General features: G+C 73.9%; 14 protein-coding genes. 8 read left to right on the top strand and 6 right to left on the bottom strand.

Going from position 1 to position 16,732, the window contains the following annotated elements:
* Positions 1 to 162 precede the first annotated feature (162 nt).
* Positions 163 to 1,686 (bottom strand): FAD-dependent oxidoreductase, encoded by a 1,524-nt coding sequence (locus tag RIM90_RS04555; RefSeq protein ID WP_309059228.1) that lies wholly within the window; start codon positions 1,684 to 1,686, stop codon positions 163 to 165.
* A 99-nt stretch (positions 1,687 to 1,785) separates the two neighbouring features.
* Here RIM90_RS04555 and RIM90_RS04550 point away from each other — a divergent pair, with 99 nt between their 5' ends.
* Complete coding sequence (locus tag RIM90_RS04550) at positions 1,786 to 2,208, top strand: metalloregulator ArsR/SmtB family transcription factor (RefSeq protein WP_309059227.1); 423 nt, start codon at positions 1,786 to 1,788, stop codon at positions 2,206 to 2,208.
* Complete coding sequence (locus tag RIM90_RS04545; RefSeq protein ID WP_309059226.1) at positions 2,205 to 2,690, top strand: SRPBCC domain-containing protein; 486 nt, start codon at positions 2,205 to 2,207, stop codon at positions 2,688 to 2,690. Before RIM90_RS04550 ends, RIM90_RS04545 begins: the two co-directional genes overlap by 4 nt.
* A 79-nt stretch (positions 2,691 to 2,769) precedes the next feature.
* Here RIM90_RS04545 and RIM90_RS04540 read toward each other — a convergent pair whose 3' ends face one another.
* From RIM90_RS04540 to zapE, 5 genes are all read right to left on the bottom strand, one after another.
* Positions 2,770 to 4,164: an alkaline phosphatase PhoX gene (locus tag RIM90_RS04540; protein ID WP_309059225.1), complete on the bottom strand. Its 1,395-nt coding sequence runs from the start codon at positions 4,162 to 4,164 to the stop codon at positions 2,770 to 2,772.
* 90 nt (positions 4,165 to 4,254) lie between these two features.
* Positions 4,255 to 5,109 carry a slipin family protein gene (locus RIM90_RS04535; RefSeq protein ID WP_309059224.1) on the bottom strand — a complete coding sequence of 285 codons (855 nt, stop codon included), beginning with the start codon at positions 5,107 to 5,109 and terminating at the stop codon, positions 4,255 to 4,257.
* A gap of 117 nt (positions 5,110 to 5,226) precedes the next feature.
* Positions 5,227 to 6,735, bottom strand: coding sequence for a SulP family inorganic anion transporter (locus RIM90_RS04530; protein WP_375165397.1), 1,509 nt, complete (start codon positions 6,733 to 6,735; stop codon positions 5,227 to 5,229).
* Positions 6,732 to 7,325, bottom strand: coding sequence for a carbonic anhydrase (locus tag RIM90_RS04525; protein ID WP_309059223.1), 594 nt, complete (start codon positions 7,323 to 7,325; stop codon positions 6,732 to 6,734). The genes RIM90_RS04530 and RIM90_RS04525 overlap by 4 nt, the downstream gene beginning before the upstream one ends.
* 412 nt (positions 7,326 to 7,737) lie before the next feature.
* Positions 7,738 to 8,841: a cell division protein ZapE gene (zapE, locus tag RIM90_RS04520; RefSeq protein ID WP_309059222.1), complete on the bottom strand. Its 1,104-nt coding sequence runs from the start codon at positions 8,839 to 8,841 to the stop codon at positions 7,738 to 7,740.
* A gap of 37 nt (positions 8,842 to 8,878) precedes the next feature.
* On the opposite strand from zapE, the gene RIM90_RS04515 reads away from it, so the two are divergent.
* The 6 genes from RIM90_RS04515 to RIM90_RS04490 form a co-directional block, all read left to right on the top strand.
* A complete protein-coding gene (locus RIM90_RS04515) occupies positions 8,879 to 9,709 on the top strand; it encodes a pyrimidine reductase family protein (protein WP_309059221.1) in 831 nt (276 codons plus the stop codon).
* A 270-nt stretch (positions 9,710 to 9,979) separates the two neighbouring features.
* On the top strand, positions 9,980 to 10,453 hold the full coding sequence (locus RIM90_RS04510; RefSeq protein WP_309059220.1) for an indole-3-glycerol phosphate synthase: 474 nt from the start codon (positions 9,980 to 9,982) through the stop codon (positions 10,451 to 10,453).
* Positions 10,454 to 10,526: 73 nt separating this feature from the next.
* Positions 10,527 to 11,915, top strand: coding sequence for a UDP-N-acetylmuramate--L-alanine ligase (gene murC, locus RIM90_RS04505; RefSeq protein WP_309059219.1), 1,389 nt, complete (start codon positions 10,527 to 10,529; stop codon positions 11,913 to 11,915).
* Between the two features lie 14 nt (positions 11,916 to 11,929).
* A complete protein-coding gene (gene msrB, locus RIM90_RS04500; RefSeq protein ID WP_309059218.1) occupies positions 11,930 to 12,337 on the top strand; it encodes a peptide-methionine (R)-S-oxide reductase MsrB in 408 nt (135 codons plus the stop codon).
* A 43-nt stretch (positions 12,338 to 12,380) separates the two neighbouring features.
* Positions 12,381 to 15,476: a BTAD domain-containing putative transcriptional regulator gene (locus RIM90_RS04495; protein WP_309059217.1), complete on the top strand. Its 3,096-nt coding sequence runs from the start codon at positions 12,381 to 12,383 to the stop codon at positions 15,474 to 15,476.
* A gap of 74 nt (positions 15,477 to 15,550) precedes the next feature.
* A partial coding sequence (locus RIM90_RS04490; protein ID WP_309059216.1) for an NAD(P)/FAD-dependent oxidoreductase occupies positions 15,551 to 16,732 on the top strand: 1,182 nt, incomplete at its 3' end.

Genomic DNA, 16,732 nt, shown 5'->3' with positions numbered 1-16,732 from the left:
CAGAGCGCTGCTGCGCGACGTACACGTGTGATCACCGTATGAAGGTAGGAGGGGATGTGTTCCCGTTCTCGCTCCGCGCGCCGTGCCCCGGCCGGTGTCACCCGGCCGGGGCACGGCGCCCGCACCGCCCGGGGCGTCCCGCGCGCCGCCCCGGGTGTCCCGTCAGATGTCCCGCCGCTCCAGCGGCCGGGTCGCCGGGCCCTGGATGACCTTGCCGTCGGTGTCGAAGCGGGAACCGTGGCAGGGGCATTCCCAGGCACGCTCCGCGGAGTTGAAGTTGACCAGGCAGCCCAGGTGGGTGCAGCGGGCGGAGACCGCGTGCAGGGTGCCGTCCTCGTCGCGGTAGACCGCGAGGCGACCGCCGTCGGCGCGGACCACGGCGCCCTCGCCGGGGGGCAGGGCCTCCACCGGCGGTGAGGGGCGCAGCCGGTCGCCGACGAAGTGCCGGGCGACCTCGGCCTGGGTCTTGAGGAAGGACGGCGCCTCGCGTACGGCCGGACCCAGCCGGCGCGGGTCGTACAGCCCGCTCCACGCGCGCTCCTCACCGGTGATCTGCGCGGTGAGCAGCAGGCCCGCCATCACCCCGCCGCTCATGCCCCAGCCGCCGAAGCCGGTGGCGACGTAGGCGTGCCGGGCCCCGTGGTGCAGCGGCCCGACCAGCGGCACGGTGTCGGTGGGGTCGTTGTCCTGGGTGGCCCAGCGGTGGGTGAGCTCCATGTCGGGGAAGTGCTCGCGTGCCCAGGCGGTCAGGCGGTCGAAGCGGGCCCGGGTGTCGCCCGTGCCCGGGGTGAAGTGCTCCCCGGTGATCACGAGCAGGCGCCGGGTGCCGTCCTCGCCGTAGGGGGCCGTGCGCACCGAGCGGGTGTTCTCGTCGGGGGTGATGTACATGCCGTCGGGGTCCTGGCCGGCGGGGAGGGGGCCGGCGACGACCAGTTCGCGGCGCGGGGAGAGGCGGGTGAACAGCATGGCCCGGTCGAAGATCGGGTAGTGGGTGGCGACCACGACGTCCCGGGCGGTCACCGCGGCCCCGGTCGCGGTGGACAGGCGGCAGGGCTCGCCCTCCTCCAGGCCGAGGACGGTGGTGTCCTCGTGGATCCGTCCGCCGCGCGCCACCAGGTCGTCGGCGAGGGCCAGCAGGAACTTGCGCGGATGGAACTGTGCCTGGCCGGTCACCTCGACCGCGCCCGCCACCGGGAACGGCAGTCCGGTCTCCGTCACGAACGAGGCCGGCAGCCCCGCCTCCCGTGCGGCCCTCGCCTCCGCGCGCAGCTCCTCCACCCGGTCCGCGTCGTGGACGAAGGTGTACGCGCTGCGGCGCTCCCACTCGCAGTCGACGCCGAGCTCCGTCACGACGTCGGCGAGGTGCTCGATCGCCTCCGACTGCGAACGGGCGTAGAGCCGTGCGCCCTCGCTGCCGCGGGTGCGGCGCAGCTTGTCGTAGATCAGCGTGTGCAGGGCGGTGATCTTGGCGGTCGTGTGTCCGGTGACACTGGCCGCGATCCGCCCGGCCTCCAGCACCGCGACGCTCTTCCCGGCCCGCGTCAGCTCCCACGCGGTGCACAGTCCGGCGATTCCGCCGCCGATCACCGCCACGTCCACATCGAGGTCGTCGGTCAGTGCGGCATGCCGGCCGCCCGGTGCGGTCTGGAGCCAGTACGAGCCGCTGACCTGCTGCTTCTCCGTCATGGATGCCGAGTACCCCGGTGTGCCGGGTTCACTGGCCCCGCGACGGCCCGCGCCCGCTCCTCTTGCGCGCGGGAGTGGGCGGGACTAACGTACAACCAAATGGTTGTAGATGGAGTGACCGACGAGGCCGTGGACCGGCTGTTCCACGCCCTGGCCGACGCGACGCGGCGCGACATACTCCGTCGCTGTGTGCGGGGTGAGCTGTCCGTGTCACGTCTGGCCGCGGCGTACCCGATGAGCTTCGCCGCGGTGCAGAAACACGTCACGGTGCTGGAGCGGGCCGGTCTGGTCACCAAGCAGCGACACGGACGGGAGCAGCTCGTGCGCACCGATCCCGACGCGGTGGGGCGTGCGCGGCAGGCCCTCGACGAACTGGAGTCGGCCTGGCGGGCGCGGGTGGACCGGATGTCCGGTCTGCTCTCGGACGACGGCACCGGAGCCGGGCCGGGACCCGGGACCGGCCCCCGTGCCGACCCCGGCCCCGACGCGACGACGAACACGAAGAAAGGACAGGACGGATGACTGTCACCAGCGTGGACAAGGACGTCGACCACCTCACCCTCACCCTGACCGCCGACTTCACCGCCCCGGTCGAGCGGGTGTGGCGGCTGTGGGCCGACCCGCGGCTGCTGGAGCGCTGGTGGGGACCGCCCGGCTACCCGGCGACCTTCGAGGAGCACGACCTGACGCCCGGCGGGGAGGTCCGGTACTTCATGACCGGCCCGGAGGGCGAGAAGTACGGCGGCTGGTGGCGGATCACCTCGGTGACGCCGCCGGCCTCCCTGGAGTTCACCGACGGCTTCTCCGACCAGGACGGCAAGCCGAACCCCGAGATGCCGACCACCGCGGTGCGGATGACCCTCACCGAGCGCGGCGGCGGCACCCGGATGGAACTGCGTTCGGTCTTCGACAGCCGGGAGCAGATGGACCGGCTGGCCGAGATGGGCATGGTCGAGGGGCTGCGGGAGGCGGTCGGACAGATGGACGGCGTGCTGGCGGGCTGACGGCCCCGCCCGGCGATCCCCGGCGGCCGGGGGAGCGGGACCGTGACGTCCCGCCCCCGGCCGCCGGGCCGTTGCGCGGTCATCTGCGCCACGGCCCCGTCACCGCGAACGTCGTCCCGGGGTCGTAGCAGTTGACGTACATCGTCCGGCCGTCCGGGGAGAAGGCGACCCCGGCGAACTCGCCCCACTCGGGCTCCTGCGGAGTGCCCGTGTTCTGGCGGTTGCGGGCCAGCGCGTAGACCTCGCCGCGCCGGGTGACGCCGTAGACGTGCTGGGCGCCGCCGCCGTCCTCGCAGACCATCAGGCCGCCGCCCGGGGCGAGGCAGATGTTGTCCGGCGACTCGCCGGGCAGCCGGACGTCGGTGTCCGGACCGAAGACGATCACCAGGGTGAGCCGGCGCCGGTCCGGGTCGTAGCGCCAGATCTGCCCGTGGTGGTCGCCCGCCGAACCCTCCGTGCTGCGGGCGAAGGACGACACGAAGTACACCGAGCGACCGCCCCAGTAACAGCCCTCCAGCTTCTGGGCGTGGGTGACGCCCCCGCGTCCGAAGTCCTGGTGGCGGATGGGGGTCCCGGCGGCCAGCGGGTCCGGTACGTCCACCCACTCGACGCCGTCGAAGCGGGCGCCCGTCTCCCGGATCGAGGACAGGTCCGGCACCCCCGGCACCCGCATCGCCTGGAGCCGGCCGCCCGCGCGCAGCGAGCCGGTGCCGCCCAGCGGCTTCTCCGGCAGGAAGCGGTAGAACAGGCCGAAGGGCCGTTCGAAGGCGTCCTCGGTCTCGTAGACGACGCCCCGCTTCGGGTCCACCGCGATCGCCTCGTGCTGGAAGCGGCCCATCGCGGTCAGCGGTACGGCACCCGTGCGGCGCGGGTCGGCGCCGTCGACCTCGAAGATGAAGCCGTGGTCCTTGGCGTAGCCGTTGGTGCCCGCCTTGTCCTCGGTCTCCTCGCAGGTCAGCCAGGTGCCCCAGGGAGTGGGTCCGCCCGCGCAGTTGACGGCCGTACCGGCGATGGCGACCCGTTCGGACAGCACCGTGCCGCGGGAGTCCAGGGTGAGCGCCGTGCAGCCGCCCTTGCCCGCGGGGTCGTAGGTCAGGCCCTCGACCGCCGGGACCGGGATCCGGCCGGTGGCGCGGTTCTCGTGGTTGCGGACGAGATGGACGCGGCCGTGCCGGCCCGCGAAGGCGGCCATGCCGTCGTGGTTGGAGGGGACCGGTCCCTCGCCGGAGCGCAGCCGGTCGCCCTCGCGGGAGAGCACCCGGTAGCGGAAACCTTTCGGCAGGTCGAGCAGCCCGTCGGGGTCGGGGACCAGGGGGCCGTAGCCGCCGTGCCCGAGGTGCTGTGCGGCGGCGGTGCCGGTGAACAGTTCGGAGAGGGTGCCGGAGAACGCGATGCCGATCCCCAGGGCGCCGGAGCGGGCGAGCATCTGACGTCGTGTCGCGGGGGAGCCGGAGGTGGACCCGGTTTCAGGCATGGGGAAACCTTCCTGCTGGCGGACAGGAACTGTGACCCCGCCGTGTCTATCACCTGGTGCGGATCGCGGGAACCACGCGCGTAGCACGTGTCACGGGCCGGGGGTGCGGTCCTCGGTCCCTCCGCGGGCCTCCAGCGCGTGCTCGGGCACCGGTTGCGGAGTCTGCTCCGGAGCCGTCGGCGCCGGCTGCTGGGCCCGTTCCAGGAAGCGCAGCAGCTCCACCGGGAAGGGCAGGACGAGGGTGGAGTTCTTCTCGGCGGCGACCGCCACGATCGTCTGCAGCAGGCGCAGTTGCAGCGCGGAGGGCGTCTCCGCCATCTGCTGGGCCGCCTCGGCCAGCTTCTTCGACGCCTGGAACTCGGCGTCGGCGTTGATGATGCGGGCGCGGCGCTCGCGGTCGGCCTCGGCCTGACGGGCCATGGACCGCTTCATCGTGTCGGGCAGCGAGACGTCCTTGATCTCGACGCGGTCGATCTGCACGCCCCAGCCGACCGCCGGGCTGTCGATCATCAGCTCCAGGCCCTGGTTGAGCTTCTCGCGGTTGGACAGCAGATCGTCCAGGTCGCTCTTGCCGATGATGGAGCGCAGCGAGGTCTGCGCCATCTGGGAGACCGCGAACCGGTAGTCCTCGACGTTGACGATCGCCGCCGTCGCGTCCACGACCTTGAAGTAGACGACCGCGTCGACCCGCACCGTCACGTTGTCCCGGGTGATGCCCTCCTGGGCCGGCACCGGCATCGTGACGATCTGCAGGTTGACCTTGCGCAGCCGGTCCACGAACGGAACGATCAGGGTGAACCCGGGCCGGCGCGCGTCACCGTGCAGCCGGCCGAGGCGGAAGACCACCCCGCGCTCGTACTGCTTGACGATCCGGGCCGCCGCGGCGAGGTAGGCGGTGCCCGCGGCACCGGCCGTGACGGCCGCGGTGAGCAGCTCATCGACCATGACGACCTCCCGTTCAGAGGTCCGCTGTGTGCGCTTTCATCCGCTCCTGCAACGATATGCCCGCCCTCCGGTCCGGGGCCATGCCGCCGGCCCCGGACCGGAGGGCGCCGCGGCGCGCTAGACGGGGGTGACCGGCTTCTCGTTCTCCGGTCGCGTGGCCTTCGCGCCCTCGGTGACCTTCACCGGTGCCGTGCCGGCCGCGCTGTGCCGCTCGGCCCAGTTCTCCAGCGCCGTACGGCAGGCGTGGTCGAGGTGGTGGACCCCGGACAGGTCCAGCTCGACCGGGCGGTCCTCGGGCAGCGCCTCCAGGGTGTCGAGGATCCTCGGCAGCCGCAGGAAGGTCGCGTTGCCCGACAGGTGCACCTGGATCGGTCCCGCGCCCTTGTCTATGACCTCCAGCTTCGCGTGCGAGGCCTGCCAGGCCGTCTTGACGACCGACAGGGCCAGACCGATCAGCACGCCCTCGAACATGTTCACCACGACGATCGACACGGCGGTCACGACGAGGATCAGCGCCTCACCCCTGTGCCCCCGCCACAGCGCGGCGGTCTGACGGAACGGGATCAGCTTCCAGCCCGCGTGCACCAGGATGCCGGCCAGGGCGGGCAGCGGGATCAACGCCAGAGCCCACGGCATCGCGGCGGCGAACAGCAGCAGCCACACGCCGTGCAGCACGCGCGAGGCCTTGGTCTTCGCGCCCGCGTTGACGTTGGCGGAGCTGCGCACGATCACCGCGGTCAGCGGCAGTGCGCCGAGCAGACCGCACACCGTGTTACCCGCGCCCTGGGCGATCATCTCCTTGTTGTACTCGGTGCGCGGACCGTCGTGCAGCCGGTCCACGGCCGCCGCGCTGAACAGGCTCTCCGCCGAGGCGATCAGCGCGAATGCGGCGATGGTGCCCCAGACGGCCGGATTGACCAGCTCGCCGAACGCCTCGGCCCCCGGCGGCTGGATGACACCGAGCAGACCCTCCACCTGCACGGTGGCGACCGGCAGGCTGAAGGCCGAAGAGGCGACCGTGGCCAGGATCACCGCCGCGAGGGCGCCGGGTACGGCCCGCACCCCCTTCGGGGTCTTCCTCCACAGCACGATGACGGCGATGGTGCCCATGCCTGTCGCGAGGGAGGCCAGGGCCTCCGTGCTGCCGAGCGCGTCGGCGAACGCCCCGGGCAGCCCCAGGATCTTGCCTATGCCGGTCTCCGGCGCCTTCATGCCCGCCGCCGCGTAGAGCTGGCCCGCGATGATCACCAGGCCGATACCGCAGAGCATCCCCTCGACGACGGAGACGGAGATCGCCCTGAACCAGCGGCCGATCCCGAGGAAGCCCATGGCGAGCTGGAGCAGACCGGCGATGAGCACGATCACGCCGAGCGTGGCCACGCCGAACTCGCTGACGGCCTCGAAGACCAGCACGGTCATGCCGGCGGCCGGGCCGGACACCTGCAGGCTGCTGCCGCGCATGAGCCCGGTGACGAGTCCGCCCACGATGCCGGTGACCAGGCCCACCTCGGCCGGAACGCCGGAGGCGACCGCCACGCCGACACACAGCGGCACGGCGACCAGGAAGACGACGATGGAGGCGAGGAGGTCCTGCCTCAGGTACGGGAACTTCGACAGCATGGTCATCGGTCGCCTCGGAGCGCCTCGAACGTGTCGGACTCGGCGCGGTGCTCGTGCACGGTCCCGGTGTGGACCTCGTAGTACCAGCCGTGCAGCTGGAGTTCACCGGCCTCGAGGCGCTGCTCGATGCACGGGTAGGAGCGCAGTCGCATCAGCTGCGCCAGCACGTGGTTCTGCACGGCTTCGGCGACCGTCGGGTCGCTGGGGTCGGTGCACTTGGGCTCGTCCGCGGCGTGCGCGAGCCAGTCGCGTACGGCGGGCACGGCCGTCAGGTCGTCGTGGCGCACCACCGCGCCGACGGCGCCGCAGTGCGAGTGGCCGCACACCACGACGTGCTTGACGCCGAGCACCTGCACGGCGTACTCGATCGTGGCCGTCTCGCCCGTGGGGGTGGTGGAGGCGTAGGGCGGGACGATGTTGCCCGCGGTGCGCAGCTCGAAGAGCTCGCCGGGGCGGGCGCCCGTGATCAGGGCCGGGACGACCCGGGAGTCGGAGCAGGTGATGAACAGGACGTCGGGGGATTGTCCCTCGGCGAGGCGGGCGAACTCCTCAGGGCGCTGTCCGAATGCGCGGGCGTTGTCGATGAGGGGTTGCATCTGGTGATCCTCCTGGCGCGCAGTGGGGGCGCGTCGGACGGGCATGACAAGGGTGGGGGGTGGGGGGACCCGCGGGCTCCTGGAGGAGCCTTGGCCTTTGGATGGCGGGCCGTATACGCGGGTGCGAAGGACGCAGAGAATGGGGAAGTGAAGCGCGGGTAAAGCGACAGCAAGGGCCGAGTGGGCGGCCATAACCCACCCACCTCGGAACATGCCTCTCCCTCAAGGTGGTTCGCACCTCTTCTGCATGCCAACGCTTGGTCAACGGTTGGTCAAGAAACACGTTAACCCTGCAAAGGCCTTTGCAGGGTTAACTTCGCGTTTCAGGTTGCAGGGAGCCCGAAAAGAAGAGGTGGATTGGCGTGAATCGGCCCTCGGCCGGAGCGGATTCGCTCGTGTGTCGTAAACCCGGTCACCGGGGTCCGGCGAGCCGTCCCGCGTCCCGGGCCAGCGCGGTGAGCCGGGAGATCGCCCGGAAGTACTTCTTCCGGTAGCCGCCCTTCAGCATCTCCTCGCTGAACAGCCGGTCGAACGGCAGCCCCGAGGCGAGCACGGGCACCTCACGGTCGTAGAGCCGGTCCGCGAGGACGACGAGCCGCAGCGCGGTCGACTGGTCCGGCACCGGCCGCACGCCGGTGAGGCACACCGCGGCGATGCCGTCGGTCAGGGCGCCGTAGCGGCTGGGGTGGACCCGCGCCAGGTGTTCCAGCAGGTCCGGGAAGGCGTCGAGCGAGGCGCCCTCGGTGGCGTGCGCCGCCCTGGTCACCACGTCGTCGGAGTGGGGCGGCGGCGCCTCGGGCAGCCCGCGGTGGCGGTAGTCCTCGCCGTCGATGCGCAGGGCGCGGAAGTGGGCCGACAGGCCCTGGATCTCGCGCAGGAAGTCCGCGGCGGCGAACCGGCCCTCGCCGAGCTTGCCCGGCAGCGTGTTGGAGGTGGCGGCGAGCGCGACGCCCGCCTCGACCAGCTTGCCGAGCAGGGTGGAGACGAGCACGGTGTCGCCCGGGTCGTCCAGCTCGAACTCGTCGATGCACAGCAGGCGGTGCCCGGAGAGGGTCTTCACCGTCTGCTGGAAGCCGAGGGCGCCGACCAGGTTGGTCAGCTCCACGAAGGTGCCGAACGCCTTGAGCGAGGGCTCGGCCGGAGTGGCGTGCCACAGGGAGGCCAGCAGGTGGGTCTTGCCGACGCCGTAGCCGCCGTCGAGGTAGACGCCGCGCGGCCCGGCCGGGGCCTTCTTCGGCGCCTTGCCGAAGCCGAACAGCCTGCGCCTGCCCGAGCCGCCCGCCGGTGCCCCGCCGAGGCCCGCCGCGAAGTCCTCGAGGACGCGCACGGCCTCGGTCTGGCTCGGCTGGCCCGGGTCCGGGATGTAGGTGCCGAAGCGGACCGCGTCGAACCGCGGCGGCGGCACCATCTCGGCGACGAGCCGGTCCGCGGGGACGTGCGGCTCGCGGGCGCACAGGGACAGCGGAGCCACGTCGGCTATCGGACCGGGACGGGAGGCGGCGGAGGAGGACGACACGGTTCCCCATGCTACGGGGCGTGGAACACTGCACGGCATGCGACGCCTGTTCCCCGTGACCGACGTGACCGACGAAACAGCAGCTCCCGCCGGGCAGGCCGGCACCCCGCGCGGCGGCGCCCGGGAGTGGAGCCTGGCCGAGCTGGCCGCCGCCTACGCCTACCCGGAGCCGGGGCCCCGGGGCCGGGAACCGTGGCTGCGGGCCAACATGGTGTCCACCCTGGACGGCGCCGCCCAGCACGACGGCCGCTCCCAGCCCATCTCCTGCGCGGCCGACATGCGCGTCTTCGGCACCCTGCGGGCGCTCGCCGACGTCGTGGTCGTCGGCGCGGAGACGGTACGCCAGGAGGGCTACCGTCCGGCCCGCGCGCGTGCGGAGTTCGCGGCGCTGCGGGAGGCGGCCGGGCAGGGGCCGGCGCCCGCGATCGCGGTGGTGACGGCGAGCCTGGACCTGGACTTCTCCCTCCCGCTGTTCACCTCCCCCCTGGTGCCCACCCTGGTCCTGACGGGCGCCGGGGCCGCCCCGGACCGCGTCGCCGCCGCCGAGAAGGCGGGCGCGCGGGTGGTGACCGCCGGGGAGGGCGCCGGCGTGGACCCCGCACGGGCGGTCCGGGCCCTGGCGGACCTGGGGCACACCAGGCTGCTGACCGAGGGCGGACCGCGGCTGCTGGGGCAGCTGGTGGCGGCCGGGGTGCTGGACGAGCTCTGCCTGACCGTCTCGCCGATGCTCACCGCCGGTGACGCACAGCGCATCGCCGGTGGCCCCGCAGTGACATTTCCACGGCGTTTCGCGCTGAAGTCGATGTTGGAGGAGGACGGGTTCCTGTTCACGCGCTACCAGCGGGAACGGCGGGGGCAGCGGTCCTGACCGGCGGGGACCGACCGTCCCGTCGGCCGGACCGGTGGTCCTGCCGGCCGGACCGGCGGTCCCGGCCGGCGGTCCGGAACGTCCGGAAAGGCGTTCGATGGTGGCCGCTGGTCCGGTAATCGGCGGAATAATCCGATCCGCTTGGTGCGGTGACGGGCACACTGATTCCGGCAGTACCCGTGCGAACGCGGGCAGGATGGTTTCCGCGGGGCCTGGCTCGGCCCACGGAGCGGAGAGGGCCCGCGGGCCCTTCGAGGAAAGGGGCGCCTGGTGTTCACCAGCGTACTGATGATCGAGAAGGCCCTGACGTCCGCCGACGTGGAGTTCGTCACCACCTTGCACGGCGACGAGCCGGTCTCCTTCCACGTGCTGCTCCAGCCGCGCGGCGAGCAGGCGGACCGGCTGCTGCGGGCCATCGACGACGTCGCGCTCGGTGAGCTCGACGAGGCCGTCCGCGAGGGCGAGACCCCCGAGGGCGAGGAGGCCAAGACCATGGGCCAGCGGGCCCTGGAGGTGTCCCTGCAGGCCCTGCGCGCCTCCGGTGACGAGGCCGAGGGCCGCCTCATCGAGGACCACCCCCTGGACGCGCTGAAGGACCTGGTGGAGGAGGTCGGGGCGGACGAGGTGATCGTCCTGACCGACCCGCACTACGTGGAGGAGTTCTTCCACCGCGACTGGGCCTCCCGGGCCCGGCACAAGGTGGGGGTCCCGGTGCTGAAACTCTTCTCGCACAGCAAGGCATAGGCTGGGGCGGCGCCTTCCCCCCGAGGGCGCGCAGACCGTCGTCCCGCTCGTCGCACCACTGGGAGAAACACGCATGGCACCCGGCCTTCCCACCGCCATGGACCGACCGCACTTCATCGGCATCGGCGGCGCCGGGATGTCGGGCATCGCCAAGATCCTCGCCCAGCGCGGCGCCGAGGTGGCCGGCAGCGACGCCAAGGACTCCGCGACCGCCGAGGCCCTGCGCGCGCTGGGCGCCACCGTGCACATCGGGCACGCCGCCGAGCACCTGGCCGACGACGCCAGCTGCGTGGTCGTCTCCTCCGCGATCCGCGAGGACAACCCCGAGCTGCTCCGCGCGGCCGAGCTGGGCATCCCGGTGGTGCACCGCTCCGACGCCCTCGCCGCCCTGATGGACGGCCTGCGCCCGATCGCGGTGGCCGGCACCCACGGCAAGACCACCACCACCTCCATGCTGGCCGTCGCCCTGACCGAGCTGGGCCGGGAGCCGTCGTACGCGATCGGCGGCGACCTGGACGCCCCCGGCTCCAACGCGCTGCACGGCGAGGGCGAGATCTTCGTCGCCGAGGCGGACGAATCCGACCGCAGCTTCCACAAGTACGCGCCCGAGGTCGCGATCATCCTCAACGTGGAGCTGGACCACCACGCCAACTACGCGTCCATGGAGGAGATCCACCAGTCCTTCGAGACGTTCGTCGGCCGCATCGTGCCCGGCGGCACCCTGGTGATCTCGGCGGACCACGAGGGCGCGCGGGAGCTGACCCGACGGCTGGACGGCTCGGTGCGGACCGTGACGTACGGCGAGGCCGAGGACGCCGACGTGCGCGTGCTGTCGGTCGTCGCGCAGGGGCTGAAGAGCGAGGTGACCGTCGAGCTGGACGGCGCCCCGCTCACCTTCACCGTGTCGGTCCCCGGCCGGCACTACGCGCACAACGCGGTCGCCGCGCTCGCCGCGGGCGTGGCGCTCGGCGTCCCGGCCGCCGAGCTGGCCCCGGCGCTGGCCGCGTACACCGGGGTGAAGCGGCGCCTCCAGCTCAAGGGCGAGGCGGCCGGCGTGCAGGTCGTCGACTCCTACGCGCACCACCCCACCGAGATGACGGCCGACCTGGAGGCCATGCGCGCCGCCGCCGGCGACGCCCGCATCCTCGTCGTCTTCCAGCCGCACCTGTTCTCCCGCACCCGGGAGCTGGGCAAGGAGATGGGGCAGTCCCTGGCCCTGGCCGACGCCTCGCTCGTACTGGACATCTACCCGGCCCGCGAGGAGCCGGTCCCCGGCGTCACCAGCGAGCTGATCATCGACGCGGCCCGCGCGGCCGGCGCGGACGTCGCCGCGGTGTCCGACAAGGCGGAGATCCCCGGGGCCGTCGCGGGAATGGCGAAGCCCGGTGATCTCGTTCTCACCATGGGAGCGGGCGACGTCACCGACCTCGGCCCGCTGATCCTGGACCGTCTGTCGAAGTAAGGGGCGCGAGGCACATGCCGTACGACGTGGAGAAGCCGGACGAGCAGTGGCGCGCGGAACTGTCGCCGTCCGAGTACGCCGTCCTGCGCCGGGCGGCCACGGAGCCCGCCTTCACCGGTGAGTACACCGACACCAAGACCGAGGGCGTCTACTCCTGTCGCGCCTGCGGCGCCGAGCTGTTCACCTCGGACACCAAGTTCGAGTCGCACTGCGGCTGGCCGTCCTTCTACGACCCGAAGGACACCGACGCCGTGGAGCTCGTGGAGGACCGGTCCCACGGCATGGTGCGCACCGAGGTGCGCTGCGCCCGCTGCGGCTCGCACCTCGGGCACGTGTTCGAGGGTGAGGGCTATCCGACGCCCACCGACCAGCGGTACTGCATCAACAGCATCTCCCTGAGGCTGCGGCCCGCCGAGGCCTGACCCGCGGGGCGCGGTCCGCGCCCGCCGGCGGGACACTGGCGGTGTGCGGGACGTCGCGGTGCGGGTGCTGGGCCGGTTCCGGATGGGACCGGCCGGGGGTCCGCCCTGGCGGCCGGCGTCCGCACGGGCCGAGTCCCTGCTCGGCTATCTGGCCCTGCACCGGGACGAGCCGCATCCGCGCGGCCGGCTCGCGGGCCTGCTGTGGCCCGAGTCGTCCGAGGCGCAGGCCCGCACCAACCTGCGCCACCTGCTGCACACCCTGCGCGGCGCGGTACCCGACGTCGACCACGTCCTGGAGATCACCGCGCGCACCGTCGCCTGGCGGGCCGGCGCGGCCTGCGCGCTCGACGTCACCGCGTTCGAGTCGGCGCTGGGGCGGGCCCGCTCGCTGCCCGCCGGGCGGCGCGCGCCGGCCCTGGCCGAGGCGGTCGCCGCCTACACCGGTGAGCTGCTCGCGGACTGCGACGACGCCTGGGTCGTACCGGAGCGGGAACGGCTGCGGGCGGAGTTCGCCGACGCCCTGGAGGAACTGGCCGTGCTCGCGCACCGGTCCGGGGACCACCGGGCCGCCGTCGGTCACCTGGAACGGCTGGTCCAGGAGGATCCCGTACGCGAGTCCGCCCACCGCGAGCTGATGCGCGTCCACGCCGCCCTCGGTGACCGGGCGCGCGCGGTACGCGCGTACCACGCGTGCGTGGCGGTGCTGGAGCGCGAACTCGGCGTCGCCCCCTCCCCGCAGACACGCGCCGTCTACGCCGCGCTGCTGTCCCCGCCCCGCCCCGCCTCCTCCGCCGCCCTCCCCGACCGGCCGGCGCCGCCGCCCGGGGACCCGGTGCTCGTGGGGCGGACCGCGCAGCGGCGGCGGCTCACCGAGGCGTGGCACACCGCGCGCACCGGCCGTCCGGGGCTCGTGCTGCTCACCGGCGATCCCGGCATCGGCAAGACCCGCCTCGCCGAGGACTTCGCGGCCCGGGCGGCCCGGCGGGGAGCCGTCACGGCGACCGCGCGGGCGTACGCGGCGGAGGGCCGCCTGGCGTACGCGCCCGTGGTGGCCTGGCTGCGCACGCCCGCGCTGCGGGCCGCCGTGGACCGGCTGGACGCCGGCCTGCGGGGCGAGCTGTCCCGGCTGCTGCCGGAGCTGGCGGTCACCGGGCCGCCGGAGATCCTGCCCCCGGACGAGCAGCGACAGCGGCTGTTCGGGGCCGTCGCGCGGGCCGTGGACGCCGTCGGGCGTCCGGTGCTGCTGCTCGCCGACGACCTGCACCGGTTCGACGAGGAGTCGCTGCGGCTGCTGCACTTCCTGGTGCGGGGCGTTCCGCAGGGGCACGGCGGCCGGTTGCTGGTGGTGGGCACGGCCCGCCCCGAGGAGGCCGATCCCGGGCACCCCCTGCACGAGGTGCTGGACGGGCTGCGGGCGCTGGGCCGCTGCACGGAGCTGGAACTCGGGCCGCTCACCCGCGAGGAGACCGCCGCCCTGGTGCACCGGCTCACGGGGACGGACACGGGCGCCGACCGGCTGCACACGGACAGCGAGGGCAACCCGCTCTTCCTGGTCGAGGCCCTGCGCGCGGGCGGCCCGGCCCACGGCGGCCTCACCCCGCGCGTCCAGGCCGTCATCGGCGCCCGGCTGGCGCAGCTCTCCGCCGGCGCCGCCGGGCTGCTGGGCGTGGCGGCGACCATCGGACGCGAGTTCACCGCGGACGTCCTGGGCGCCGCGGCCGGGACCGACGAGCCCACGCTGATCGCCGGCCTGGACGAGCTGTGGCGCCGCCGCATCGTCCGCGAACACGGCCTCGACGCCTACGACTTCGCCCACGAGAAGATCCGCGAGGTGGCGTACGCGACGCTCAGCCCGGCCCTGCGCCGGCGCCATCACCGCCGGGTGGCCGAGGCGCTCGCCCGGCCCGGCGAGGCCACGCCCGACGAGGTCTGCGGCCAGATCGCGGACCACTACCGGCGCGCCGGCGACCCCCTCGCCGCCGTGCCGTGGGCGCTGCGCGCCGCCGACGCCGCCTGCCGGCTGCACGCCGACTCCCAGGCGATCGGTCTGCTCGACCGCACGGCCCGCCTGCTGCGCGAGCAGCCACCGTCCCCCCGGCGCGACACGCTGGAGCTCCGGCTGCTCACCGCGCTGCCCGCACCCCTCGGACGGGTCGAGGGGTACGCCTCCACCACCCTGTCCGCCGTCCACACCAGGGCCCTGGAGCTGTCCGCCCGGCTCGGCACCGAACTCGCGCCGCCGCTGGTGCGCTCGCTGGCCCTGGCGAGCACCGTCGGCTCCGACTTCGCGGCCACCCGGCGGTACGGGGAACGACTCCTGGCCCGGGGACGGGAGTCGGGGGACGACGTCCTGATCGTGGAGGGCGCGTACGTGCTGGGCATCGCGGCGTTCTGGCAGGCGCGGTTCACCACCGCGCGGGAGAACTTCGAGCTGGCGGTCCGCCACTACCGCCCCGAACGGCGGGCGCTGCACCTGCTGCGCTACGCGCAGGACCCGCGGGCGGTGTGCCAGAGCCGGCTCGCCAACACCCTGTGGTTCCTGGGCCGTCCGGCCGCCGAGGCGATCGCGGTGCGGGACGCGGCACTGGCGTACGCGGACGAGACGGGGCACGCGTTCACCCGGATCGTCGCCCGGGTCTTCGCGGGCCTGCTGGCGCTGGACATGGGGGACGAGGAGAGCCTGCGCGAGCACGTGCGCACGCTGCGCGAGCTCGGTCCCGGCTGCCCGGCGCCGCAGGTGTGGATGCCGCTGGAGGCGTTCTGCGGGTACGTGGACGTCCTCGACGGGCACGCGGAGCGCGGGGTCCGCCGCTGCCGGGGGGTGATCGCCGCGCTGCCCGGCATCCAGCCCGCCCCCGGGATGCGCGCCGTGCTGCACCGCGTCCTGCTGGCGGCGGCGGAGGCGGCGAAGGACACGGAGGAGGCCCGCCGGACCGCGGAGCGGCTGCTGGAGATGGGCGGTGCGGCCGCCGTCTGGCGGGAGGAGGCCCTCCGCGCGCGCGAGCGGCTGCGGGCCGCGGACGCCGCGCGGGAGGGGCCGGTGACCGGGGGCGGCGTGCGGGGCGGGACCGGGCCGGCCGGAGGCGGACCGGTGGCCGGGGACGCCGCGAGGGGCGGGCCGGTGGCCGGGGGACGGTGAGGAACGCTCGTGGAACGCCCGCCCGCGCACGCTCGGCACATATCCGCTCCACACCGCGAGCCGAGGAGGACGGCATGTCCACCGCATACGACGCGATCGTCGTGGGGGCCCGCTGCGCGGGCGCGCCGACGGCGATGCTGCTGGCCCGCCGGGGCCACCGGGTGCTGCTGGTCGACCGGGCCGCCTTCCCGAGCGACACCCTGTCGACGCACATGATCCACCCGCCGGGCGTGGCCGCCCTGGCCCGCTGGGGTCTGCTCGGCCGCGTGACCGCCACCGGCTGCCCGCCGGTCACGACGTACTCCTTCGACTTCGGCCCCTTCGCCCTCACCGGCAGCCCGCCGCCCCACGGCGGCACCGGCGTCGGGTACGGCCCGCGCCGCCGGGTCCTCGACGCCGTCCTGGTGGCGGCGGCCGACGAGGCGGGCGCGGAGGTCCGCGAGCACTTCCACGTGGACGAGGTGCTGATCGAGGACGGCACGGTCGTCGGCGTCCGCGGCCACGGGACCGGCGGCCCGCAAGTGACCGAGCGGGCCCGCGTGGTGATCGGCGCCGACGGACGCTCCTCGCACGTCGCGAAGGCGGTCGGCGCCCCCGAGTACCGGACGAAGCCGCGCCTCCAGCGGGCCTACTACGCGTACTGGTCCGGTCTGCCGGTCTCCGGTTTCGAGACGTACGCCCGTCCCGGTCGGGGCTGGGGGACGATACCGACCAACGACGGGCTGACCGCCGTGGTCGTGGGCTGGCCCCGCGACGAGGAACAGGCGTTCCGGGCGGACGTGGAGGGGAACTTCCTGGCCACGCTCGAGCTCGTGCCGGAGTTCGCGCAGCGGGTGCGGGCGGGGCGCCGGGAGGAGAGGTTCCTCGGCGCGTCCGTCCCCAACTTCTTCCGCAGGCCGTACGGACCGGGCTGGGCGCTCGTCGGGGACGCCGGTCACACCAAGGACCCCATCACCGCGCAGGGCATCAGTGACGCCTTCCGGGACGCCGAGCTGTGCGCCGACGCGCTCGACGACGTCCTCACCGGGCGCCGGCCGTTCGCCGAGGCCCTGTCCGGTTACGCGGCGGCACGTGACGCCCAGGTGTCGGAGATGTACGAGTTCACCGCTCAGCTGGCCACCCTGGCGCCCCCGCCGGAGGACACGGCCCGCCTGCTGGCGGCGGCGAGCGGCGACCGGGCCGCGATGAACCGCTTCGTCGGCGTCGTCGCCGGGACGGTGCCCCCGCACGCCTTCTTCGCCCCGGCCCCCGAGACC

Source organism: Streptomyces sp. (genome assembly GCF_031181555.1).
GTDB lineage: Bacteria > Actinomycetota > Actinomycetes > Streptomycetales > Streptomycetaceae > Streptomyces > Streptomyces fimbriatus.
This window is presented reverse-complemented; position numbering and strand designations above follow the sequence as displayed.